16 protein-coding genes and 1 riboswitch are annotated in these 19,789 nt (G+C 57.0%); of the genes, 3 read left to right on the top strand and 13 right to left on the bottom strand.

The genetic code is table 11. From position 1 onward, the window contains the following. Positions 1-70: 70 nt before the first annotated feature. A complete protein-coding gene (locus tag RBB82_RS25765; protein ID WP_433975984.1) occupies positions 71-2,089 on the bottom strand; it encodes a winged helix-turn-helix domain-containing tetratricopeptide repeat protein in 2,019 nt (672 codons plus the stop codon). A 249-nt stretch (positions 2,090-2,338) separates the two neighbouring features. Between RBB82_RS25765 and RBB82_RS25760 the strand changes: the two genes are divergently transcribed. After that, a complete protein-coding gene (locus RBB82_RS25760) occupies positions 2,339-3,592 on the top strand; it encodes a vanadium-dependent haloperoxidase (RefSeq protein WP_433975983.1) in 1,254 nt (417 codons plus the stop codon). 353 nt (positions 3,593-3,945) lie between these two features. Here RBB82_RS25760 and RBB82_RS25755 read toward each other — a convergent pair whose 3' ends face one another. Further along, positions 3,946-5,328 carry a glucoamylase family protein gene (locus tag RBB82_RS25755; protein ID WP_433975982.1) on the bottom strand — a complete coding sequence of 461 codons (1,383 nt, stop codon included), beginning with the start codon at positions 5,326-5,328 and terminating at the stop codon, positions 3,946-3,948. Between the two features lie 138 nt (positions 5,329-5,466). Here RBB82_RS25755 and RBB82_RS25750 point away from each other — a divergent pair, with 138 nt between their 5' ends. Then, entirely contained in the window at positions 5,467-6,480 is a 1,014-nt protein-coding gene (locus RBB82_RS25750; protein WP_433975981.1) for a hypothetical protein, read from the top strand. Between the two features lie 449 nt (positions 6,481-6,929). Here RBB82_RS25750 and RBB82_RS25745 read toward each other — a convergent pair whose 3' ends face one another. Together RBB82_RS25745 and RBB82_RS25740 are read right to left on the bottom strand one after the other, a co-directional pair. Next, entirely contained in the window at positions 6,930-7,631 is a 702-nt protein-coding gene (locus RBB82_RS25745) for an alpha/beta fold hydrolase (RefSeq protein WP_433975980.1), read from the bottom strand. 248 nt (positions 7,632-7,879) lie between these two features. Next, positions 7,880-8,704, bottom strand: coding sequence for an alpha/beta fold hydrolase (locus RBB82_RS25740; RefSeq protein ID WP_433975979.1), 825 nt, complete (start codon positions 8,702-8,704; stop codon positions 7,880-7,882). Between the two features lie 280 nt (positions 8,705-8,984). Here RBB82_RS25740 and RBB82_RS25735 point away from each other — a divergent pair, with 280 nt between their 5' ends. Then, positions 8,985-10,019 carry an IS110 family transposase gene (locus RBB82_RS25735; protein ID WP_433975978.1) on the top strand — a complete coding sequence of 345 codons (1,035 nt, stop codon included), beginning with the start codon at positions 8,985-8,987 and terminating at the stop codon, positions 10,017-10,019. A 704-nt stretch (positions 10,020-10,723) separates the two neighbouring features. Here the strand turns inward: RBB82_RS25735 and cobF are convergent. The 9 genes from cobF to RBB82_RS25690 form a co-directional block, all read right to left on the bottom strand. Further along, a complete protein-coding gene (gene cobF / locus RBB82_RS25730; protein WP_433975977.1) occupies positions 10,724-11,539 on the bottom strand; it encodes a precorrin-6A synthase (deacetylating) in 816 nt (271 codons plus the stop codon). Positions 11,540-11,582: 43 nt separating this feature from the next. Beyond that, positions 11,583-12,377 carry a cobalt-precorrin-6A reductase gene (locus tag RBB82_RS25725; RefSeq protein ID WP_433975976.1) on the bottom strand — a complete coding sequence of 265 codons (795 nt, stop codon included), beginning with the start codon at positions 12,375-12,377 and terminating at the stop codon, positions 11,583-11,585. A gap of 4 nt (positions 12,378-12,381) precedes the next feature. Then, positions 12,382-13,140: a precorrin-4 C(11)-methyltransferase gene (gene cobM, locus RBB82_RS25720; RefSeq protein ID WP_433975975.1), complete on the bottom strand. Its 759-nt coding sequence runs from the start codon at positions 13,138-13,140 to the stop codon at positions 12,382-12,384. Further along, on the bottom strand, positions 13,137-13,523 hold the full coding sequence (locus RBB82_RS25715) for a cobalamin biosynthesis protein (protein ID WP_433976021.1): 387 nt from the start codon (positions 13,521-13,523) through the stop codon (positions 13,137-13,139). The genes cobM and RBB82_RS25715 overlap by 4 nt, the downstream gene beginning before the upstream one ends. Positions 13,524-13,528: 5 nt before the next feature. Further along, positions 13,529-14,755, bottom strand: a complete 1,227-nt coding sequence (gene cbiE, locus RBB82_RS25710; protein ID WP_433975974.1) for a precorrin-6y C5,15-methyltransferase (decarboxylating) subunit CbiE — start codon at positions 14,753-14,755, stop codon at positions 13,529-13,531. Then, positions 14,752-16,278 carry a precorrin-2 C(20)-methyltransferase gene (locus RBB82_RS25705; RefSeq protein ID WP_433975973.1) on the bottom strand — a complete coding sequence of 509 codons (1,527 nt, stop codon included), beginning with the start codon at positions 16,276-16,278 and terminating at the stop codon, positions 14,752-14,754. Before RBB82_RS25705 ends, cbiE begins: the two co-directional genes overlap by 4 nt. Beyond that, complete coding sequence (locus tag RBB82_RS25700) at positions 16,275-16,898, bottom strand: precorrin-8X methylmutase (RefSeq protein WP_433975972.1); 624 nt, start codon at positions 16,896-16,898, stop codon at positions 16,275-16,277. The genes RBB82_RS25705 and RBB82_RS25700 overlap by 4 nt, the downstream gene beginning before the upstream one ends. Continuing rightward, positions 16,895-18,178: a precorrin-3B synthase gene (cobG, locus tag RBB82_RS25695; RefSeq protein ID WP_433975971.1), complete on the bottom strand. Its 1,284-nt coding sequence runs from the start codon at positions 18,176-18,178 to the stop codon at positions 16,895-16,897. The genes RBB82_RS25700 and cobG overlap by 4 nt, the downstream gene beginning before the upstream one ends. Positions 18,179-18,312: 134 nt before the next feature. Beyond that, positions 18,313-18,510, bottom strand: a riboswitch (cobalamin riboswitch). 344 nt (positions 18,511-18,854) lie between these two features. Then, positions 18,855-19,550, bottom strand: coding sequence for an alpha/beta hydrolase family protein (locus tag RBB82_RS25690; protein ID WP_433975970.1), 696 nt, complete (start codon positions 19,548-19,550; stop codon positions 18,855-18,857). Positions 19,551-19,789: the final 239 nt, after the last annotated feature.

Genomic DNA, 19,789 nt, shown 5'->3' with positions numbered 1-19,789 from the left:
ACCTTCGACAAGTAACTGGATGCAGACGACCACGCTTGACGGTAGAGTATCGGGGATTTTGTGCTCTAACTCAGAGCAGGTCGATTCGCCGGAGGAGCTCTTGAAAACGATGGTCGGAGCGATAGCGATCAAAGATCGGATCGACTGCGAGGTATTCCATCCAGACAGCGTGATCGCGATACGCGGCTTGCAGCCATTTGAATGTGTCTTCATCGCTTTTCAACGCTGCGTAGATCTGAGCCAACCCGTAGGGCGAAACGTAACGCTTCTTCGAGATTGTCTCCAGTTCGTGTGCGATTCCCAGTGCTTCACGCCTCCGTCCTGCCGCTGCAAGGGCAACCGCGACCTGGGCCGTGTAAAGTGGGCTACTCCCTGACAGACTCGCAGCCCGCTCCAGCTCACTAATTCCCTCGCTGCTCAAGCCTCCCTGAACATAGCTCTCGCCCAGCAGAAGGTGTGCAGCTGCGAAGTTCGAATCCTGCTCAACAGAGTTTCTACCTTGTGCGGTTGCACGGGAATAGTCACGCGCCTGATAGTACCGCAGTGCCACCCATGTGCTGATCATGAGATTAAGTGGATCGAGTTCCAGTGCACGGCTGGCTTCGGCAAGCGCCTCGTCATGGCGGCTCTTAATGGAAAGATAGTCTCCGTACCAGTGGTGCGCATTTGCATATTGAGGATCCAACTGCAGAGCATGCCTGAACTCGGCCTCGGCTTCGGCCCAATTCCAACCATGGCTGAACACAAGGCCCAGGGAGGCGTGGGCCTCAGCCGATTGTGGGTCGATCTCCACCGCCTTGCGAGCGGCCGCGTAAGCTTTCGGAAGCGCGTCGGCCGGGGATTTGAACCCGTGCCACGCAAGTCCGCTGTTGCAGTCGGCCAGCCCGGAATATGCCGCGGCGTAGGTTGGATCGCTGTCAATGGCCTGCTGAAAATAATGCTCCGCCTTTTTCATGCCGTCGGCTGTTCGCTTGTTCCAGTGGTAGCGACCTTTCAAATACGCCTCGTATGCTTCAGGTCTTGTTTGCCGCGAATTTGCTAAACCTGTTTTCTGTTCTTCCGTGAGAGCGATGTGTATTTGGCTCGCGATGCTTTGCACGACGGAGTCCTGCACAGCTAGCAGATCTTTGAGTTCGCGGTCGTAACTCTCGGTCCAGAGGTCTGTCTGATTTTGAGCCTCGACGAGTTGGACGGTGATGCGTACACGGTCCGACGAGCGGCGAACGGTGCCCTGGAGAAGATAGTCCGCGTTCAGTTCTCTACCGATCTCTTTCGCGGCCAGATTGGTGCCTTTGTACTTTGCAACCGAACTGCGTGCTACCACGGTGAGTCGATCCCGATTCAGCTTTCCGGTCTGAGCGATCATTTCTTCAGTCAGACCATCATTGAAGAACTCCTGATCTGGATCGCGACTCAAGTTTTCGAATGGCAGAACAGCAAGGACTATCCTGCCCTGGGAATGTGTAGGCGCGTTCGATGCTCGTCGCCAGCCCCGAACTACCAGGAATGACAGAAGGCACGCGACTGAGAGCAAAGCGGCTGCTCCAACGAAAAGCCACTTGTAGGACTTGCGATTCGCCTGTCCGGTCCCGGCATCCGTCGTCTTCTCCGCCGTGCGATCCTGATCTGGCTCGACTAAACGCAGTCTTCGGGCTTGTAACCAGCTATCGAGTTCCGACACGAAATCCCGGTCGCTCGTGGGAACACCCGCTGCCTCTGGTTCGGAAGCCGCGCTTGGTTCTTTGGGAGTAATAACCAGCGCGACGAAGCGATACCCCTGCCCGGTCACGGTCTGTATGAACCGTGGAGTCTCGGCGTCATCGTTCAGCGCCTGCCGAAGCTTCCGGATCGCGCCCCTGATGCTGTTGTCGGTATCCAGGAAGACACCTTGGCCCCAAACCCTGGAAACGATTTGCTCCCGGGTAACGATCTCGTCCCGGTGTTCAAGCAGCAGGAGAAGGATCTCGAACGGGATACGCTCAAGCTTCAGTACATGACTGCCACGGCGGAGCCTCCGAGGACGCAGATCAACCTCGTAGCCCTCGCCGAACCGGATTGGTTGCTCCACTCCAGCTAGCTCGGAAGCCATGGCACACCCCATGGAAGCTGAGCGATTTTACACCCCATCGGTAGAGGCTGACGCAAGTGCAACCCACTCTTGTCTTTAGAGCGACACAAAGCATAACGCCGCGACACACGTTCCGATATGGACAACAGCCTCCGTTGCCGCGAATATGCCGATCACCACTACCGAAAAGCCAGTGAAGAATCAGGAGAAAGCACAATGAAAATGATGCATGTTGGCGCAACGAAGAGAACTTTTGGCGTATGCATATTGATGGCGACTTTACTGTTCGGGCCCGTGGTCGCCAAGGCCGATGCGGTTCTGGACTGGAACCTGATTGCGGTAAACACAAGCATCGCGAATGGCCAGAACCCGTTCGCCCAGGCCCGAAACGCAGCGATTGTCCAACTCGCTGTGTTTGAAGCGGTCAACGCCATCACCGGGGACTATCGACCATATCTTGGGAGCATCGTCGCCCCCCATGGCGCTTCAGCCGACGCAGCAGCCATCGAGGCTGCCTATCGGGTGCTCAGTACTTATTTCCCGGCCAGCGCGTCCACCCTCGGGACCGCTCGCGCAAACTCGCTGGCTATGATACCCGACGGTCAAGCCAAGAATGACGGCATAGCGACGGGCGACGCCGCAGCTTTGGCCATGATCGCTCTTCGGGCTAACGACGGCTCGTCGCCGGCGCAATTCAAGATACCCGGGCCGGCCGTTCCTGGCGACTATCAGGCTACGCCAAGTTGTCCAATCGTGAATGGAATCGCGGTCGGAACCCTCTTTCAATGGCAGAGCGTAACCCCGTTCGGCATCCTGGGTGTCAGTGAGTTTCTCCTCGATCCGCCGCCGGCGCTTTGGAGCCACGAATACGCGAAAGCGTACAACGAGGTGAAGACTGTAGGGAGCGCAAGCGCCAATAGCATAGAACGGCCACAAGATCGGGCTAATGTCGTGCTCTACTACGCGGCCTCCACGCCAACCCAGGTGTTCAATCAAGCCGCAAGGGAGGTCGTCGCGCAAGAAGGGCGGCGTTCGCTGTCCGAGAACGCACGGGCTTTTGCCCTGATCAACATGGCGCTCAGCGACGGCGCGGTCACTACATTCTTCAACAAGTACCGCTACAACTTTTGGCGTCCCGAAACCGCGATCCACGGAGGTGACACGGACGACAACCGAAAAACCGACGCCGATCCGAACTGGGTTCCATTCATTCCGGCCCCATGTTTCCCGAGCTATCCTTCAGCCCACGGCACCTTATCCGGTGCGGGAGCCGAGGTCATGAGACGTCTTTACGGCGAAGCTGGACATGCGATCACTTTGTCAAACCCGGCAGTACCCACCATCGTCTTGCACTACGGATCATTCAAGCAGATTACCGACGACATCTCCGACGCTCGCGTCTACGGCGGAATACATTTTCGAACCGACCAGGACTCAGGAGCTCGTCTGGGCCGGGCTGTCGGGACACAAGTCTACAAAAACAACCTGCGTGCCAAGCACGGTATTGACCGCGATGATGACTGAATGATCAGGTCGAGAACGATTCGCTAATCGTGTCACGTGGGTCCGGCGATTGTGCGGTCAAGTCTTGCCCAAAGGCGAGACCGCACAAGTCTCTCCGGTAGGTGTGACCTCCTGAATGGCGTTAAGCCCTAATCCACGGCCTTGACAGGGGCCAAGCTTCCAGATACTAGGTGAGCGACAAGTTGTCTCGAAGTTTGCTCTCGGGTGCCGATAATAAGGGTTAGCACTCATTGAAGCCCGATATTGGTTGCTTCTTCTGGGTTCGGGGTGTGTGGTCGGCAAACAAGAAGTTATCCAGCGCGAACCTCTACATGCCCGATTGCCGTCACTCGGGAGTGACCGTAACAATTCATTTAGGTCGGGTTATAGCTTTTGAAGCCTGCATTGGTCATTCCGCGTTGCGCCTCGGGGTTCTTCATGAAGGTCTCCCAGACGAATGCAGTCCGCGCATTTTCGGCCATGAGCATGGTGATGCCGGTATCGATGCCGACGATGTCAGTGTCATACCATTTCTTCAATGGATTGAAGGCATCGACGAAGCCGTAGCGGCTCCACGCCTGAGGGTAATGGGCTCGGATGTTTTTGAGGACACGTAGGGTGGCCTCGGGCAGAAACGGAAGCGAGCCTCCGGGGGCCGCGGGAACCACAGTTCCATCGATTGGGCCCATGGCCGGTGGGCCTCCCCAGATGACATAGCCTTTGTCGGAGTCGGAGGCGCTGATGCCCCAGAGGTCGTCGCTGTAGTCGGGAAAGCTTTTGCTTAATTCGACGCAGAAGCGTCGGTGAACTTCGGTGGCGGTGGTCGAGTTCTGAAAATAATCTGCGTACTTGTCACGCTTACCCCGGAAGTCGAACCAGGCCTGCGAGTACTGATGCACGAAGAGCGGGGCGAAGGAGCCGATGTAGCGCAGGCCGTCATATTCGAAGGCGGTTCGTTTCCAAGCCAACCACGCCTCGGGCCGCAATGGGTGAGAGGAAGAGCCCATTCCGAGCAGATAGATCATCATTAGTTCGCTGTAGTAGTCCCACTTGTACGGGATGAAGCCGAGTTCTGGCGTCCAGCCGTGGGGCAGAAGCGTGGTGTCTTCTGAGAGCCAGGTCCAGTCCACGCGGTCGAAGATTGCGTGTGCCAGGTCGACGATGTCGCGATCCTGAAAGTGCTGGCGGCAGGTAAGGATGCCGCAGAGTAATAATGCCGTGTCGACCGACGAGACTTCGGAGTCCCAAATTCTTTCGCCGGTATTGATGTTGGCGAAGTGATAGAAGAATCCGCGATGCGTCGGCAGCTTCCTCCAAAGAAATACGAGTGTCGCGATGACGCGAAGGCGCGCGTCCTGGTGTGAGATGTAGCCGCGTTTCTCTGCAATGCAGATTGCGCTTAGGCCGAAACCCGTAGATGCGATGCTTGCAACGATGCCGGTGTCGTTTATGTGGACGTTGCAGCGGTCCTTGATCAATCCGGTCTGTGGATTGGCTTGCTCCCAGAAGAAGAGAAAGCTGCTGCGTTCAAGATCGTCCAGAAACTTATCATCCTCAGGCGAAAGGGCGGTTGGGGGAGGGAGAGATGCTGGTTCCTTACCCCGTCTGTCAGCTCGTTGCGCGGTTGCTTGTGCCCAAACAGGAAGCGTCTTCCATTGAGCGAACGGCAGAGCGAGTGAGATACCAGCCATCTGGCGCAGCAGGCGGCGCCGGGAAGTGAGACTCTCGATGTCATCTGAACTTTTATCCGCGCTCATTCAAGCCATCCGTATTCGTTCAGGAAACTGATTCAGACGACACATGTATTGAATAATAGATGCACTAATGCTCTGTAAGAGCAGTTCCCCCGGGCAGCATGTGCTCCGGGTTACGCGTCCAAGTATTATCGGTGCTGAATGACGGCAAAGAGAGTGGTGTGGACGATCATCGCAGTAGCGGCGGCCGTGGTGCTTGGGTTGTTCCTGCGCTCGAACCGGCTGAGATTGATCAAAGTGCGGCAATCGATGCCGATTGAAGGAGCAGTGATCCAGCGCGATGCCGACACGAAGAAGCAGGTGCCGATCGCGGATGTTGTGATCACAGCATCGGATGGTGTGACGAGCGCCACGACCCGGTCCGAAGCCTCGGGATATTTCAAGCTGGTCCTGCAAAAAGGAGTGTTGTCCGGGAGGCCTATTACCGTCAGCTTCCGGCATCCGTCTTATGAGCCACTTGATTTGGAGGTGCAAACAGGAAGATTAGAGACTCGGAACGCGCTCTATGTCGCGGCAATGATTCCGATCCCTCCGAAGGGCGTAGTTGGACCCAGCCATCCAGAGGTGGTGGTGACCAATATCCGGGTCAGATATACGCTCAATTCCCGGACTGAAACCAATGTGGGTAGTGCAGTCAAGATCTTTCAGGTAGTGAATACCGGAAACGTGCCCTGCAATCATGAGGCTCCGTGTTCACCAGATGGGAAGTGGAAGGCTGCTTCTGCTTCTGAATCGCTGGATGCTGGAGCGGACAACGCGTTCAGCAATGTAAGAGCCTCCTGCATCGCGGGGCCTTGTCCGTTTACACGGATCGATTCAAGCGGGTTTATTCATGGCGGACGCAACATCACTGTTTCGGTTCTGGACTGGTCCGATCCGACTACCTTCCTGATGGAGGCTGAGGTCTATCACTCGGCAATCAACTCCAATGTCCGGCAGTTGTACCCGGTGATTTTTGGCCGAACGCTGAACTTTACGCTGCCCCCCACTCAGGAGGGCGTCAGTCTTGAGGCCGAGATCGACGGCTCTCCCATGGTATTCCCGCTGGGCCCCGCCCTCAATTTGAGCTGGGCCATCTGTACTGTCCGAACTGATACGGAAAAAGAGAAGACAACAGTCTATGGCTGTGAACTTAAGCCGGGATATCGGTTCTGATGCACGACAGGCGTGAGTGCCACTCGAAATCGTGGATCTGCGAGCTGGATTTTTGAGGAGCATGGTTGCCATACACAGACGACCACGACCTAGTATGAACTAGAACAGCGTGCATCGATCCACCTGAAGGTAGATTCTATTCTGATCAACAATTCACTCAGTGTCGGTGGATTGCAGGCGTCCGGAATGATGGTGCGATCCAGCTAAGCGCGCATGTGTTGGTGGCATCCCCGATGCAATATTATCCTGCCACGGTCGATGAAATCCTGCCGCCCGTTGCAATCCGATCCTGCCATTTAATTCGAAGCGGTCTCGATTGCCAAATCCAGCTGTCCGAGACAGCATGGCGACTCCGGTCAGAGCAACAGGCAGTAAGGTGCGGATTGCCCGTCATCCGGGAGGAACAACGCGAAGTTGGGTTGTCGGTCCTGTTGAGGAGGACACGACGCTTATTGGTTGTTTAATGCGTTCTTCGCAGCGTCGTGGATCACCGCTGTGACCTTTGCTGGCTCTTCGAGGATGGACATGTGGCATGTTGAGAGAATCGTCGTTACCGCGCCCATTTTCTTCGCGGCCGATTCTTCCATTGCTGGAGGGAGCATTTGATCCTTCGTGGAAATGACAGCCCACGTGGGCTTGGACTTCCAGGCGGCAACCGTCAGCTTTTCGTCGAACATCGGACCGTAGCTCTGGCCCTGCACCGCAAGCGCAAGTTCCCGCTCTTTAATGGGGAGTCCTTCTGCAATGTATTCCAGCATGCCTTCGGCAGTAACTGTTGCGAACTTTTCTCCGTCTACACGAATCTGCTTCTGTCCTTCTGTCCATCCGAACGGGCTGCTTGCATCGTTTGCGGATTGCCCCACTTCAGGCGCATAGGCCGTTACATACACAAGAGCTGCGACCTTGGAGTCGTCGCCCGCCTGGGTAATCACAGCACCGCCCCAGGAGTGGCCTACGAGAATCACAGGACCATCCTGTAGCGCGATGATTCTTTTCGTGAAAGCCACTTCGTCAGCCATCGAAGTCATTGGGTTCTGTACTGCGACTGCTTTGTAGCCCAGTTCTTGCAACAACGGAATGACCTTCGACCAACTAGAGCCATCCGCGAACGCGCCGTGAACAAGAACGATGTTTTTTACGACCGAAGACATAGCAATCTCCCTGTGGTTCCGATTTGCTTGACCTGACAAGAAACGCTACACGTCTTGGTAGCGCTTCAATAGCTTCTGTGCGATTATCATCGACCAGCCCAAGACCTTCGCTAGTCCTTGCAGATGCAGGGCGCAACTGACCAATACCGGGCCGTTGGTCTTGCTGTTATGCCGACAAGGTCTAATGTCGGCTAGGTACTCGGCGAACCAAAGGAATAGATGCCTCTGACTCGCCGAGCAACTTGCGCTTATGACTTTATGAATTCGAGAAGATCAGCATTGATCTGGTCTGCATGCGTGGTCGGCATCCCATGCGGCAGGCCCTGGTAGACCTTCAGTGTGCCGTTCTTCAAGAGCTTGGCAGCCAGCGGACCTGCGTCGGCGAACGGCACGATCTGGTCGTCCTCGCTATGCATCACCAGCACCGGAACGGTGATCTTTTTGAGGTCTTCGGTGAGGTCGGTTTCCGACAGGGCCTTGATGCAGTCATATTGAGCCTTGGTCCCACCCATCATTCCCTGGCGCCACCAGTTATCGATCACTCCTTGCGAAACCTTCGCGCCGGGACGGTTGAAGCCGTAGAAGGGGCCTTCGGGGACATCGCGGTAGAACTGCGCGCGGTTGGCCATGCCAGCGCGAAAGCCGTCGAAGAACTCGATTGGCAGGCCGCCCGGATTCGATTCCGACTTGATCATCACCGGAGTGATGGAGCTGATGAGCACCGCCTTGGCGACGCGGCCGTTGCCTCCGTACTGGGCGACATAGCGGGCCACTTCGCCGCCGCCGGTCGAATGGCCGATGTGAATGGCGTTTTTGAGGTCGAGATGCTCCACCAGTGCGGCGCTATCGGCTGCATAGGTGTCCATGTCGTTGCCGAGATCGGTCTGGGTCGACCGTCCATGGCCGCGGCGGTCATGCGCGATAACTCGGTATCCGCGCAGCAGGAAGAACAGCATCTGGTTGTCCCAATCGTCTGCGCTCAGCGGCCAGCCGTGGTGGAACACGATCGGCTGACCTGTTCCCCAATCCTTGTAGTAGATCTCTGTACCGTCCTTCACTGTGATGCTGCTCATGAGTCGTTCTCCTGTCGGGTTGTGTGCTCTTGTCAGTTAACAGCCGGATCGATGACTCTTTACCGCCGCTATGGTGAACGCCGGGTGAGTTGACGATAACAGGGGTTCATGAAACCTGGGTTAGGATCCAATCTTCGGTTCAGTCCTCGGAAACGCGCTTCTCGTCACTTGACTCCAGGATTGTTTGGATGGATAAGTCAGCGGTAGGAGGAGCACTTGGTGTACAAGTGCTGAACTCGGCGGTTACCCGCTGATTCAGAGACATCCAAGGAGGCTCCTCATGACCAGTATGAACTTCATCGGTTTAGACATCCACAAGAAGACGATCAGTTATTGCGTGAAGGACGCTGCCGGTGCGGTGCTGGCAGAGGGTACGATTCCATCCACCCGGCAGAGCCTGGATGACTGGATACGAACGCTGCATCAACCGTGGACGGTGGCCATGGAAGCAACCATGTTCACGGGCTGGATCTATGATCATTTGCTCCCTCATGCAGCCGCGGTGAAGGTTGCACACCCGCTCATGCTGCGAGCGATCGCCGCATCTAAGAAGAAGACCGATCGCATCGATGCGAGCAAGATTGCCGATTGCCTGCGGTGCAACTTCCTCCCGGAGTGTTACATGGCTTCGACGGAGATTCGCGAACGACGCAGGACGCTTCGCTACCGCAAGCTTCTGGTACGGCAGAACGTGCAGTTGCGGAACAAGATCTCGCATATGCTGATGGAGTCCGGCGTGGTCTACAACAAGCAGAAGCTCCACAAGGTGGGCTACTTCAAGGAGTTGATGACGACGAACCCGGACATCCGTGAGGGCCTGCGACCGCTGCTGACGATCTGCCGTGAGACCATCGTGCGGCTCGGCAAGACCGAAGGCGCACTGGTACGCTCACTGGCCCGCGATCCGCTGCTGTCCGACCGCGTCGAACGTCTCATGACGATCCCTGCCGTCGGCCCCATCACGGCGCTGACCTGGGTTCTCGAGATCGATGATGTGGCTCGCTTCGGTTCGGTGAAGCAGGCCATCAGCTACTGCGGTCTTTGCGCCGCGGAACGAAGTTCAGCCGAGGTGGTCAAGCGCATGCCGATCTCTAAGCAGAGGAACAAGCACCTGCAATCGGTGCTCGTCGAAGCGGCCAAGCTTGGACCGCGGCTGAGCCCCGACCTGGCTCTGGTCTATGAGGCGGAAAAGCAGAAGGGCCATGCCAACCGTGCCACCCTCGCGGTGGCACGGAAGCTTGTAGCCTATCTGCTTGCGGTCGACCGCAGCGGTCGAGAGTTCGTAGTGGCAGGAGAACCAAGAGCAGCGGCCTAACGCCGCTACGAAGCAGCAGATCATCACGCGCGACCTGCCAGGTCCCGCAGTTGCCGACTGGGCGACGGAGTTCAACCTCCCGAGGCCTCACACGGATTGTTTCGGGACTGGCAGGAAACACTTACTCAATCTTCTGTGAAGGTCCAAGGACCCGATACAGTGAATGGATGTCTGGTTCTGCGCCACGCAGGAACCCCGCCGAGAGGCCCAATCGCGAGCTGATGATGCTGCAAGATAAAAGCACGCGCTCCCCAAAGCGCGAACGGACATCTTTGCCCCACTTGACAAAGACTTATCATGGAGGTCGGCAACCCTTCCGTTACGCGCCCGAACGGCCAACGACGGGTAAGGTGCGGGTTGCCCGTTAACCGCCCAGAACTCCGAAATCCTGGAATTTCTTGGCTCGCAGTGTTCTCTGAATGCGTTGGAGATTTTGCGCCACGTGATTCGAAAATAGGATGAGGGCACGGGACGAATTCCCTGGTAGCCCATCAAAGTCAAGAGCAGCCGAAGGATACGGAGAACGCTTGGCCTTCGCACGTTTCCGCGTCTTAGGACGAATATCGCGATATGTTGCTGACTTGCCTCGCGTGAAGACGCCTGGCAGCTCTCCTGTTCGCCATCACAGCTGTTTGCCTCTTGGAGCAAAAGAAAAACGAATTACCGACGGAAGGTCGTTCCCGACTGCTCTAAGTCTCCTGCCGTTACAAATCGTTGTGATCGCAGGAAGTGCCGGTGCGAGGTAATCCAGCTTGAGCAACCGCTTTTGGTTTCGCTAGGAGATAGGTGTCCATTATCCAACCATTATTCTGTCTCTGTTCATTCCGAACTTCTACAATCCTGCTTGCCACTTCAGCGATTTTTCCCGACAGGAGAACCTCTTGCTCCATTCCCAGATAGGCACCCCAGAAAATATCAAGCTCTTCGTCGAGCAAAGTGTTGAAGGAGCATTGCCCATCCAGCATCACGATTGTTCTCTCCGCAGTGCCACCCAGGCCGGCAGCGAGTTGGCGGCCTGTCGTAATGACGATTGATTCACCTATCCCATTTAGAGAGATCTTGTGGCGGGCGGCCAACGCCTGAAGACTGGTGATGCCTGGGATGATTTCGAACTCAAAACAAAGTCTTCCGCGGGCCATGATGTGTTCGATCACTCTAAGGGTGCTGTCGTAGAGTGATGGGTCACCCCAGACGAGGAAAGCGCCGCACTGATCCTCTTCCAGTTGCCGTGCGATCATCTCTTCATAGATCAAGGCTCTTTGTCGATGCCAGAGTTCAACGCGAGTCGTGTAATCCGATATGGTCGGGTCACGAACAGGATCATCTGCTTCGACCACACGATATGACCTGTTCTCGATATATCGTTCACATATCTGTTTTCTGAGGTTGACGAGGTCCTGCTTCGTTTCGCCCTTGTCCATGAAAAAGAATACGTCTACGAGGTTTAGTGCTTTGATCGCCTGCACCGTGATGTATTCGTGATTGCCGGCACCAATGCCGATTAGATAGAGCTTTCTCATAGTAACCATTACTCCGCGGGAGACAACATCGCAGTCGGGACATTCACAGTAGTTGTGCAAGTTTTTGAAGCACGTCATCCGATTGCGGTACAGTCGGGACGTTGTGTTTCCGTGGGCGATCGATCATGACGACTGGAATCTGGAGGGCTCTCGCCGCCTCGATCTTTGAATAGGTTGCTGTGCCACCGCTATTTTTGGACACGATAAGGCTGATGAACTCAGAGCGAAGCATCTGCAGTTCATCGTTGAGATGAAACGGGCCACGCTTCAGAATCAGTTTTGAGTTGGCGGGCAACGTTTCGCTGGGGGCATCGATGGCGCGCACCAGAAACCATGCGTCTTCGCAGTTGGAAAATGCGCCAAGCTCCTGCCGTCCAATGGAGAGAAATACACGGTTGCGCTGATGATTGACCATTGACGCAGCGGCTTGTGCATCGGGTACCGTGCACCAGCAATCGTGCTCGTTTGGCTCCCACGGTGGGCGTTCCAACGCGATAAGCGGAAGGCTTAAGGTATTGCAGGCCAACTCGGCGTTGCCACTTATCTTCGAGGCGAAGGGATGGGTCGCATCGATGACCACTCCGATATTTTCACCGACCAAATAAGACATCAATCCGGCAACCCCGCCGAAGCCTCCAACTCTAACAATCCCGGCGGGTAGCTTGGGCTGGCTCACTCGGCCGGCGAGGGATGAGATCACGGTCACATCGGATCTGGCAGCCAAGTGCGTGGCAAGCTCCGATGCCTCGCTTGTTCCACCCAGAATGAGAACTCGTGGCACGTGAGTTCGAGTTGGGGTTGTAACGGATTGCATCTCGATGACCTTGTCTGCGTCCATAGCGCTATTGCTCGGAAGTATCCGTGCGATCCCTTGCCGTGGAGTAGAGGTAGCTTTCGCCGAAGGGCGACTGGTCGAGAGACCGCCCAACCAGAATGAGGGCATTGCGATTGATACCGGATGCCTTGACAATCCCTTGAATGGTCGACAGAGTGCCGCGCAAGATGCGCTGGTCGGGCCAACTGGCCCTGAAGACGACGATGACGGGACAGTCTTCGCCGTAGAGGGGTAACAACTGGGACGATACCTGGTCGAGGTTCATGATGGAGAGGTGAATGGCGAGCGTCGCACCGGTGTGGCCCAGGGTTGCGAGGTCTTCTCCTGCTGGCATCGGTGTGGATCTTGTCGAGGTGCGAGTGAGGATTAGGGTCTGAGCTACGTTCGGCAGCGTGAGCTCCTGGTTGAGAGCGGCGGCGGCGGCGGAAAATGCAGGAACACCCGGAGTGACATCGTAAGGAATACCAAGCACGTTTAGGCGACGAATCTGTTCTGCCATGGTGCTCCAGATCGAGAGATCGCCGGAGTGGATGCGAGCAACGTCGAGGCTTTTGGCGTGCGCATCGGCAATCTCCGCAATGATCTCATCAAGATTCATCTCGGCCGTATTGACGATGCGAGCGCCGAGTGGTGCATGGGCAAGTATTTCCTTGGGCACAAGCGATCCGGCATAGAGGCAAACCGGTGAGTTGTGGATGTGATCCCGGCCCCGCAGAGTAAGGAGATCGGCGGCGCCTGGACCGGCGCCAATGAAGTGGACGATCATGGACGCACCGTTATGGGAAGCGCCGCGATGGCACAGGTGCAAAAGCGCCCTTTCGTTTGCGGTACTATGAGGCGCGCAGAAGGGCCAAGCGAGGCCAGCGCGGATGCTTCCGCAACATTGGCGGTTCGTGTTTTAGAGAGAGCCAATGGCGAGTGTGTGGTGACTTCCGCGACGCTTGCAAGGATGCTTGCCGGGATGAGCACAAGACGAAGCCCCAGTAGCGAGGCTACGATCTCGCCTATTGAAGCGCGACGGTCGAGCGTCGCGAGCATGGTGCCGGAAGGTATCTGATCGACGGATACTTCGATCAATCGGATGACATCGTCGCTGCAGGCGCGGGAGGAGCTGCCGAATCCGATGGACAGACGCTCATGCTGGATCATATCGGTCACGGCTTGATCACCGTCCACTGAGTAATCGGCATCATCTGTCGCCATCCATATAAGCTGCCGATCAGGTCGGCTCGGGAAACCGTCATCCGCATCAGATCGCCTCCATACAGTGTATGTCGTGCGACAAGGCTCGCTTCGCTCTGCAGCGTGACTGCGTTTGCAACTAGACGACCAGCGGGTGAAAGCTTTGCCCAGCAAGCGTCGAAGAGGTCGTCGTTGGCGACGCCTCCTCCGATGAAGATCGCATCCGGCGGCCGCAGGCCTGCAAAGGCGTCGGGCGCAGTCCCTTGAATGACCCTCAACGTTGGTACCCCGAGCCGCGCGGCATTCTCCCGGATTCGAACTGCCCGCTCCTCTCGCGCTTCGAAAGCGATGCAGGAGCACGAGGGATGAACACGCATCCACTCGATACCGATCGATCCGGTGCCGGCTCCGACATCCCAGAGGGTTTGGTTTGGTAGCGGGGCGAGCCGAGACAGCGTCACCGCACGAACCTCACGCTTGGTCAACTGCCCATCTGTATCAAAGGTATCGTCCGGTAAACCCGGAGCCAGAGACAACGGCCTGGCCGCCGTGTCGGGAACGCATAGGACCGCCATTAGATTCAGCTTGCCGCACTGCTTGTTCAGCCAGCATGCCGCTAGATCCCTGATGTTGCGCTCTGAGGAACCACCCAGATTTTCGAAGACATCAATCTTGCTTGATCCGTATCCAGACTCCGTCAGGAGCCGCGCAACGGTCGCCGGCGTGCTGCCGTCTTCGGAGAAGATGACAAGCCGTTGATCAGGACAGAGATGACGGAGCAACTGCTCTATCGGTCGGTTGACCAGCGTAATCAGGGGCGTCTCTGCCATCGGCCAGCCAAGCCGCGCACAGGCAAGAGAGAAAGCGGAGACCTGCGGAATAACGCGAAACTCGGTTGCAACAAGGTCGCGGGTAAGAGGTACTCCCACACCGTGGAGCATCGGATCGCCACTGGCGAGCACGGTCACTCTCTTCTTTCCGCGATACTCCGTGAGGATTTGCTGCACGGCCGGGGTCATCGGAGAAGGCCAAGGGATACGGGTTGCAGACGAACCGGCAGTTGGTAGGAGGGCAAGGTGGCGGGCTCCTCCGTAGACCAACTCAGCGAACTCGACTGCTCGTTTGGCCTCACTGTTCAGTCCATCCCAACCATCTTCGCCGATGCCTACGATCGACAACCAACGTTCAGCGGCACTCATGCGCCAGAACTCCTGTCACCGTAGATCCGAGAAGTGTAGATGAGCTTCCTGGCGTTCGACAATGCAATCGCCCGGGTTGTTGAGGAACCAATGAGAACGATTGTTTGCATATCGGCGAGCGAAGGATCGAAGTGTTCGAGATCGGTGATAGTAATTCGTTCGTCTGACCTGCCGACGCTGCGTGCAAGGACAACAGGTGTCTCAGGGCCTCTGTGTTTGGCGATGATCGTCCGCGCCTCGGCGAGTTGCCATAGCCGTTGCGATGAGATCGGGTTGTAGATTGCGATCGCGAAGTCGGCGGCACCTGCCGCTTCCAGCCTCTTCGCCACGATCTCCCAGGGTTTGAGTCGGTCGGAGAGCGAGATGACACAGAAGTCGTGCCCTAGAGGAGCGCCCACTCTTGAAGCTGCTGCCTGCATCGCCGACAATCCGGGAAGGATGCGAATATCAAGCGAGCGCCAGACTGGCGGCCCCTGGTCCACGCATTCCAGAACAGCGGAAGCCATGGCAAAGATGCCCGGATCGCCCGAGGAGACGACGCAAACGCGACGGCCTGTTTCAGCAAGCGAAAGAGCGTGCCGTGCGCGGTCCGCCTCAACCTTGTTGTCGGAGCCGAAGCGGCGCTGACCGGATCTCACAGGGACTCGATCGAGATACGTGTGATAACCGACGAGGTCTGTCGCCTCCGTAAGCGCCTGCTGAGCTTCGGGCGTGATCCAGCCAACAGCACCCGGGCCTAGGCCAACGACGGAGATCCAACCGGCACTCCGAATGGTTTCGTCCCGCTTGGCCTGACTTGCATCGGGAATCAGGATGAGCGAGAAGTAGGGGACATGGAGCGGATCGACCTCGCGGAGCGGGATGATGCGTTCGGCAGCCATCGTCGCTCGTTCGATGAAGAGTGCTTTGTCCGCGAGGCCGGCGGTATCGATGGCCCGCTTTACCTTGGCGAAGTTTCGGCCGAGCTTCATGATGGCAAAGGCATTCTGCTGGCTTAGCTTTGCGATCAATATGTCTTCCGAGAGAGTTCCGGGCAGCACCGTGAACTCGGCGTCCCTGCGGACGAGCGGCGTCCCAAGCTGTGCAGCTGCGCCCATAATCGAGGCAACTCCAGGAATTACCTGCGTCGAAAAGCGATGAGCGAGACGGTCATGAAGGTACATATACGACCCATAAAAGAACGGGTCGCCCTCGCACAGGATGGCCACATCTCGCCCGTTTGCAAGGTGGCCCGCGATCTGTTCGGCCATCTCGTCATAGAACTGCGACAGCGCCACCTCGTATCCTCCGGGATGGTCAGTCTGCTCTGTCGTAACTGGGTACATCATCGGAAGCTCGGTCTGGCCATGAATCAGTTCTGAGCAAACGATCGAACGAGCGTTGCTCTGTCCATGTCTGGCGCACGGATAGGCAATGACCTGCGCCTGCCTGAGCACACGCTGCGCTTTGACCGTAATCAATTCCGGATCGCCGGGACCGACACCGACTCCGAAGAGACGTCCGCTTCGTGCGTCTGCGCTCATTCCTTCTCACTCGCGAGCGCATTGACGGCTGCCGCCGCAATGGCGCTGCCGCCGCGCCGTCCTCGAACGGTGAGGAAGGGAATTCCAAACGGATTGGCGGCAAGTGCTGCTTTGGATTCGGCCGCTCCTACGAATCCGACAGGTATGCCAACGATCAGTGCTGGCCGCGGCGCTCCATCGTCGAGTATGTCGAGTAGATGGAAGAGCGCGGTGGGAGCGTTGCCGATGACAACGACGGAGCCGGCGAGTTTCTCTCGCCATAATTCGACAGCGGCGGCACTTCGGGTGGTTTGTAGGTTCGCCGCAAGTTCAGTAGTTCGCGCATCGCTCAACGTGCAGATGACCTCGTTATTCCGTGGGAGCCTGGAACGCGTAATTCCATTTGCCACCATCGTCGCATCGCAAAACAGTGGCGCACCCGCGAGTAACGCATTGACGCCCGTCGAGGCTGCATCCGGTGACGCCTGGACATCCTGCGGCAGGTCCGTCATGCCGCACGCATGGATCATGCGGACGACGACGCGAGCGAGATCGGTCTGAAAAGCAGATAGATCGGCCTCTCTTCTGATGATGGAAAAAGACTCGTGATAAATAGCCGCGCCATCCTTGACGTAGTTCATCGGGCAGCAACCTCGGACAACAAATTTTCGTGCAGTGCGGCGACCGCATCGAGCGCGAATTCACGCGAACAGTCGGACGCCACACGACGTCCCTTGACACTGAGGGTGTAGCCCAACGGGCCGGCGACAAGTTCGGCGGTCGCGCCGTGCCGACGTGCGCATTGCTTGTCGCATCCGGATAGGTTCACCGTCCATCCGGAAGGCACACCGTGGCCTAAAAGGCGCTGCGCGAGCGAAGCTGCGTCGTCCCGCACATCGGCCAGCGACGCATCGCACCCAGTGATTCCGGCGCAAGCTGCAATTCCTTGAAATCCGTCTCGTCCTTCACAGGACAATCCTATGGCGCGAAGCTGGGCAACGATATTGTCTGCCGCGCTCTTCGGAATAGAACCAAGGACAACACCGCGCCACGGAGCAAGTCGAAGATCACCCGCCCACTCGTTCGACGCGTCGGCAAAATAGCGTGCCTGTTCCGGGTTGAGCCGACCGAGTGGGACGGATGGGATGATGCTCACTCGGCCATCTTGAGTCGTGGTATAGATGCCCATAAGGGGTTCGTTGACTGTGCTAGCGGGCAGTGAAAGAGGCGACGGCTGCAACATGTGCGAGAGGACATCGAGGACACGGTCCATCGCTCCGGGGATCGACATGACCGCTTTCACGCGAACGGGCAGGCTCGACTCCTTCGCCAGTTCGATACACATCCTTGTTGTTGACAACATGCAGTCGACGGCGTCACCTGGCTTCACTACGAAGCTCGGAGAGACTCCACCGAGGGAAATGCGAAGATAGGGTGCGGCACCAAGATTCACTGCATCGAGAGAGACATCGTCGATATCGCGGCTGAACCGTTTGGGTCCGCCGTGAATCGCGAAGCTGAACTTGGGGTGGAGGTTTACAAAGGCTGTGTCGGCCTGCAAACGCTGATCGAACTGACGGATGAGCGGTCGCGGATCGATGAGTTCCCCGGGGTCGATCCCGGCGATGGGACTGGTGACGATATTGCGGACGCGATCATGATGCTGAGAGGGCAGGAGCCCGGCAGAAGAAATGCCGTCAACGATCTGGCCGAGGTCTTCGGTCCGAATTCCGCGCAGCTGAAGGTTTGCCCGCGAGGTAATTTCAATGGTGCCGTCGGCAAAGCCACTGGACAGATCAGCGATTGTCCTCAGTTGATTTGCTTCGATCAAACCTCCCGGCACCCTGATTCGAATGAGCAGACCGTCCTTTGCCTGGACTGCATGAAGGACGCCTGGACAGAAGTGTGGTCCTACTCTCATGGAGCGCCTGCTCTTCGAGCGATAGCGGGGGAGATCGACATCGGGCTGAACAAGTGCACCTCACCAACAGCGGGAAAAGAGGCGCAAAGCTCAAAGACCTTTGAGCGATTGCTTCCCGTTTCCACGCGGAGAAGAATCAAGCTATATCTGAGGTAGGTCTCCTGATTGACAGGCTGAGCGCTTATTCTCAACGCTCTAGAATCTTCGCCTTCCTCGGTATGATCGAGTGGCTTACGAAGAGTCCGTCTCCTGAACACAGTGGCGGGACCATGCCGGATTCACACCGGCTTCCCTGTTACGCCCTTGCGGGCACCCCAGAATCTTTAACTAATCTACCAGACTCGTTTCGTCAGGCTCTAGCTACATGCCCGAAAAGCGGGAAGCCGCTATTCAGCAAGCTCCAGAATCTGCCGTTCCATCGAAGATCCGTGATCGACATTGAGGCCATCGAAAAAATGATCGCCTCGGAGCCGCTACAGACCAACTTTTGGCGCTCCGCACCGTACAGGAGCTATACCGGCGCCTGGCCGACGATTTCCGAGTCGCCATCTCCCTCTTCGAGTAGCACTAAGGTCAATTTCTGGGGACGGACCGTGCTTCAGGGAGTGCGAAATCGCTTTTTGCACCGACTGAGCGCCCTAGAAGTCCTCGTTTGGGAAATGTCTCAGAAAAGCTCTCATGGCGCTTGTTTAGGCTCGGTGACCGAGATAGAACCGGAAGCGAATAATTGGAATGCCTCGACGACTAGCTTGGGCACCTCCTCGTGATTCCGCTTCGTCACGAGTTCGTGCCCTGCGCCAGGAACTGGAAGCAGTACGGTCCTTGCCCGAATGAGCTTCAGCACCGCCACCACCTCATCGATAGAGCCGAACCCATCCCGCGTGCCGTGGACGAACATCGCCGGAGTTCGGAGGCGTGGGAAGTGCTCCGTTCGTAACTCATTCGGTCGTTGTGGTGGGTGAAGCGGATATGAGAGCAATAGAAGTCCGTCGACGAGACCGGGTTCGGTCGCGCAGAGCATCGACGCTTGCCTCCCTCCGTACGAATGACCGCCGAGGAACATTCGGCCCGAAGTTTCTCGGCGCAGGGATCCAACTGCCGCTCGAAGTCCTTGTTGATCGCGCTCAGCACTGCCGCGCGGTGGCGGCCCATGTGGTCGCATCTGGCGGAAGGGAAGATCGCAACGAAGGACTGTTAGCCCCGAGTTGCAAAACGCAACCGCCAGTGCTACGAGAAGCTGAAATCCGCAGTTCGCTCCCGCACCGTGCGTTAGTACAAGGCAGTCGCCGCCCGAACCGGTCGGCCGGTGCACGAACCCTCGAACGGGCGCTTCATTCGGTGTAGCGTCCAAGAATTCCCGGCTGTTGTTCATGGCGTCCTGGAGTGGAGAAACGATCGCAGCATCGGCTGAAACAGACCTTGGTTACAGTATCTCGTGAAAGCACAAGGTCAGTTTGCGAAAACTCCGGTTATTCCCAGATGAAAGCGGAGATTGTTGCTGCGTCATATGTAACGCGATATGCTGATGCCACGTTGCGGCAAATTAGATTCGCTGACGGCTGAGGTTGCCCCGTTATTCAGCAACTTGGCGACAGGGGTCATCAATTTCGA

This window comes from Tunturiibacter lichenicola, from assembly GCF_051013355.1.
In the GTDB taxonomy this organism is placed as follows: Bacteria; Acidobacteriota; Terriglobia; order Terriglobales; family Acidobacteriaceae; genus Edaphobacter; species Edaphobacter lichenicola_F.
Note: the sequence above shows the minus strand (reverse complement) of the source record. Positions and strands in the feature narration are given on the sequence as shown.

What these genes read in the sequence shown, in the direction of transcription:
- RBB82_RS25750 (WP_433975981.1), top strand. Translation starts at nt 5,467, where the DNA reads ATGACGGCAAAGAGAGTGGTGTGGACGATCATCGCAGTAGCGGCGGCC.
- RBB82_RS25725 (WP_433975976.1), bottom strand. Translation starts at nt 12,377, where the DNA reads ATGGACGCAGACAAGGTCATCGAGATGCAATCCGTTACAACCCCAACT.
- cobG (WP_433975971.1), bottom strand. Translation starts at nt 18,178, where the DNA reads ATGAGAGTAGGACCACACTTCTGTCCAGGCGTCCTTCATGCAGTCCAG.
- RBB82_RS25715 (WP_433976021.1), bottom strand. Translation starts at nt 13,523, where the DNA reads ATGATCCAGCATGAGCGTCTGTCCATCGGATTCGGCAGCTCCTCCCGC.
- cbiE (WP_433975974.1), bottom strand. Translation starts at nt 14,755, where the DNA reads ATGAGTGCCGCTGAACGTTGGTTGTCGATCGTAGGCATCGGCGAAGAT.
- RBB82_RS25765 (WP_433975984.1), bottom strand. Translation starts at nt 2,089, where the DNA reads ATGGCTTCCGAGCTAGCTGGAGTGGAGCAACCAATCCGGTTCGGCGAG.
- RBB82_RS25745 (WP_433975980.1), bottom strand. Translation starts at nt 7,631, where the DNA reads ATGTCTTCGGTCGTAAAAAACATCGTTCTTGTTCACGGCGCGTTCGCG.
- RBB82_RS25735 (WP_433975978.1), top strand. Translation starts at nt 8,985, where the DNA reads ATGACCAGTATGAACTTCATCGGTTTAGACATCCACAAGAAGACGATC.
- RBB82_RS25690 (WP_433975970.1), bottom strand. Translation starts at nt 19,550, where the DNA reads ATGAACAACAGCCGGGAATTCTTGGACGCTACACCGAATGAAGCGCCC.
- cobF (WP_433975977.1), bottom strand. Translation starts at nt 11,539, where the DNA reads ATGAGAAAGCTCTATCTAATCGGCATTGGTGCCGGCAATCACGAATAC.
- RBB82_RS25760 (WP_433975983.1), top strand. Translation starts at nt 2,339, where the DNA reads ATGGCGACTTTACTGTTCGGGCCCGTGGTCGCCAAGGCCGATGCGGTT.
- RBB82_RS25700 (WP_433975972.1), bottom strand. Translation starts at nt 16,898, where the DNA reads ATGAACTACGTCAAGGATGGCGCGGCTATTTATCACGAGTCTTTTTCC.
- RBB82_RS25740 (WP_433975979.1), bottom strand. Translation starts at nt 8,704, where the DNA reads ATGAGCAGCATCACAGTGAAGGACGGTACAGAGATCTACTACAAGGAT.
- RBB82_RS25755 (WP_433975982.1), bottom strand. Translation starts at nt 5,328, where the DNA reads ATGAGCGCGGATAAAAGTTCAGATGACATCGAGAGTCTCACTTCCCGG.
- cobM (WP_433975975.1), bottom strand. Translation starts at nt 13,140, where the DNA reads ATGATCGTCCACTTCATTGGCGCCGGTCCAGGCGCCGCCGATCTCCTT.
- RBB82_RS25705 (WP_433975973.1), bottom strand. Translation starts at nt 16,278, where the DNA reads ATGAGCGCAGACGCACGAAGCGGACGTCTCTTCGGAGTCGGTGTCGGT.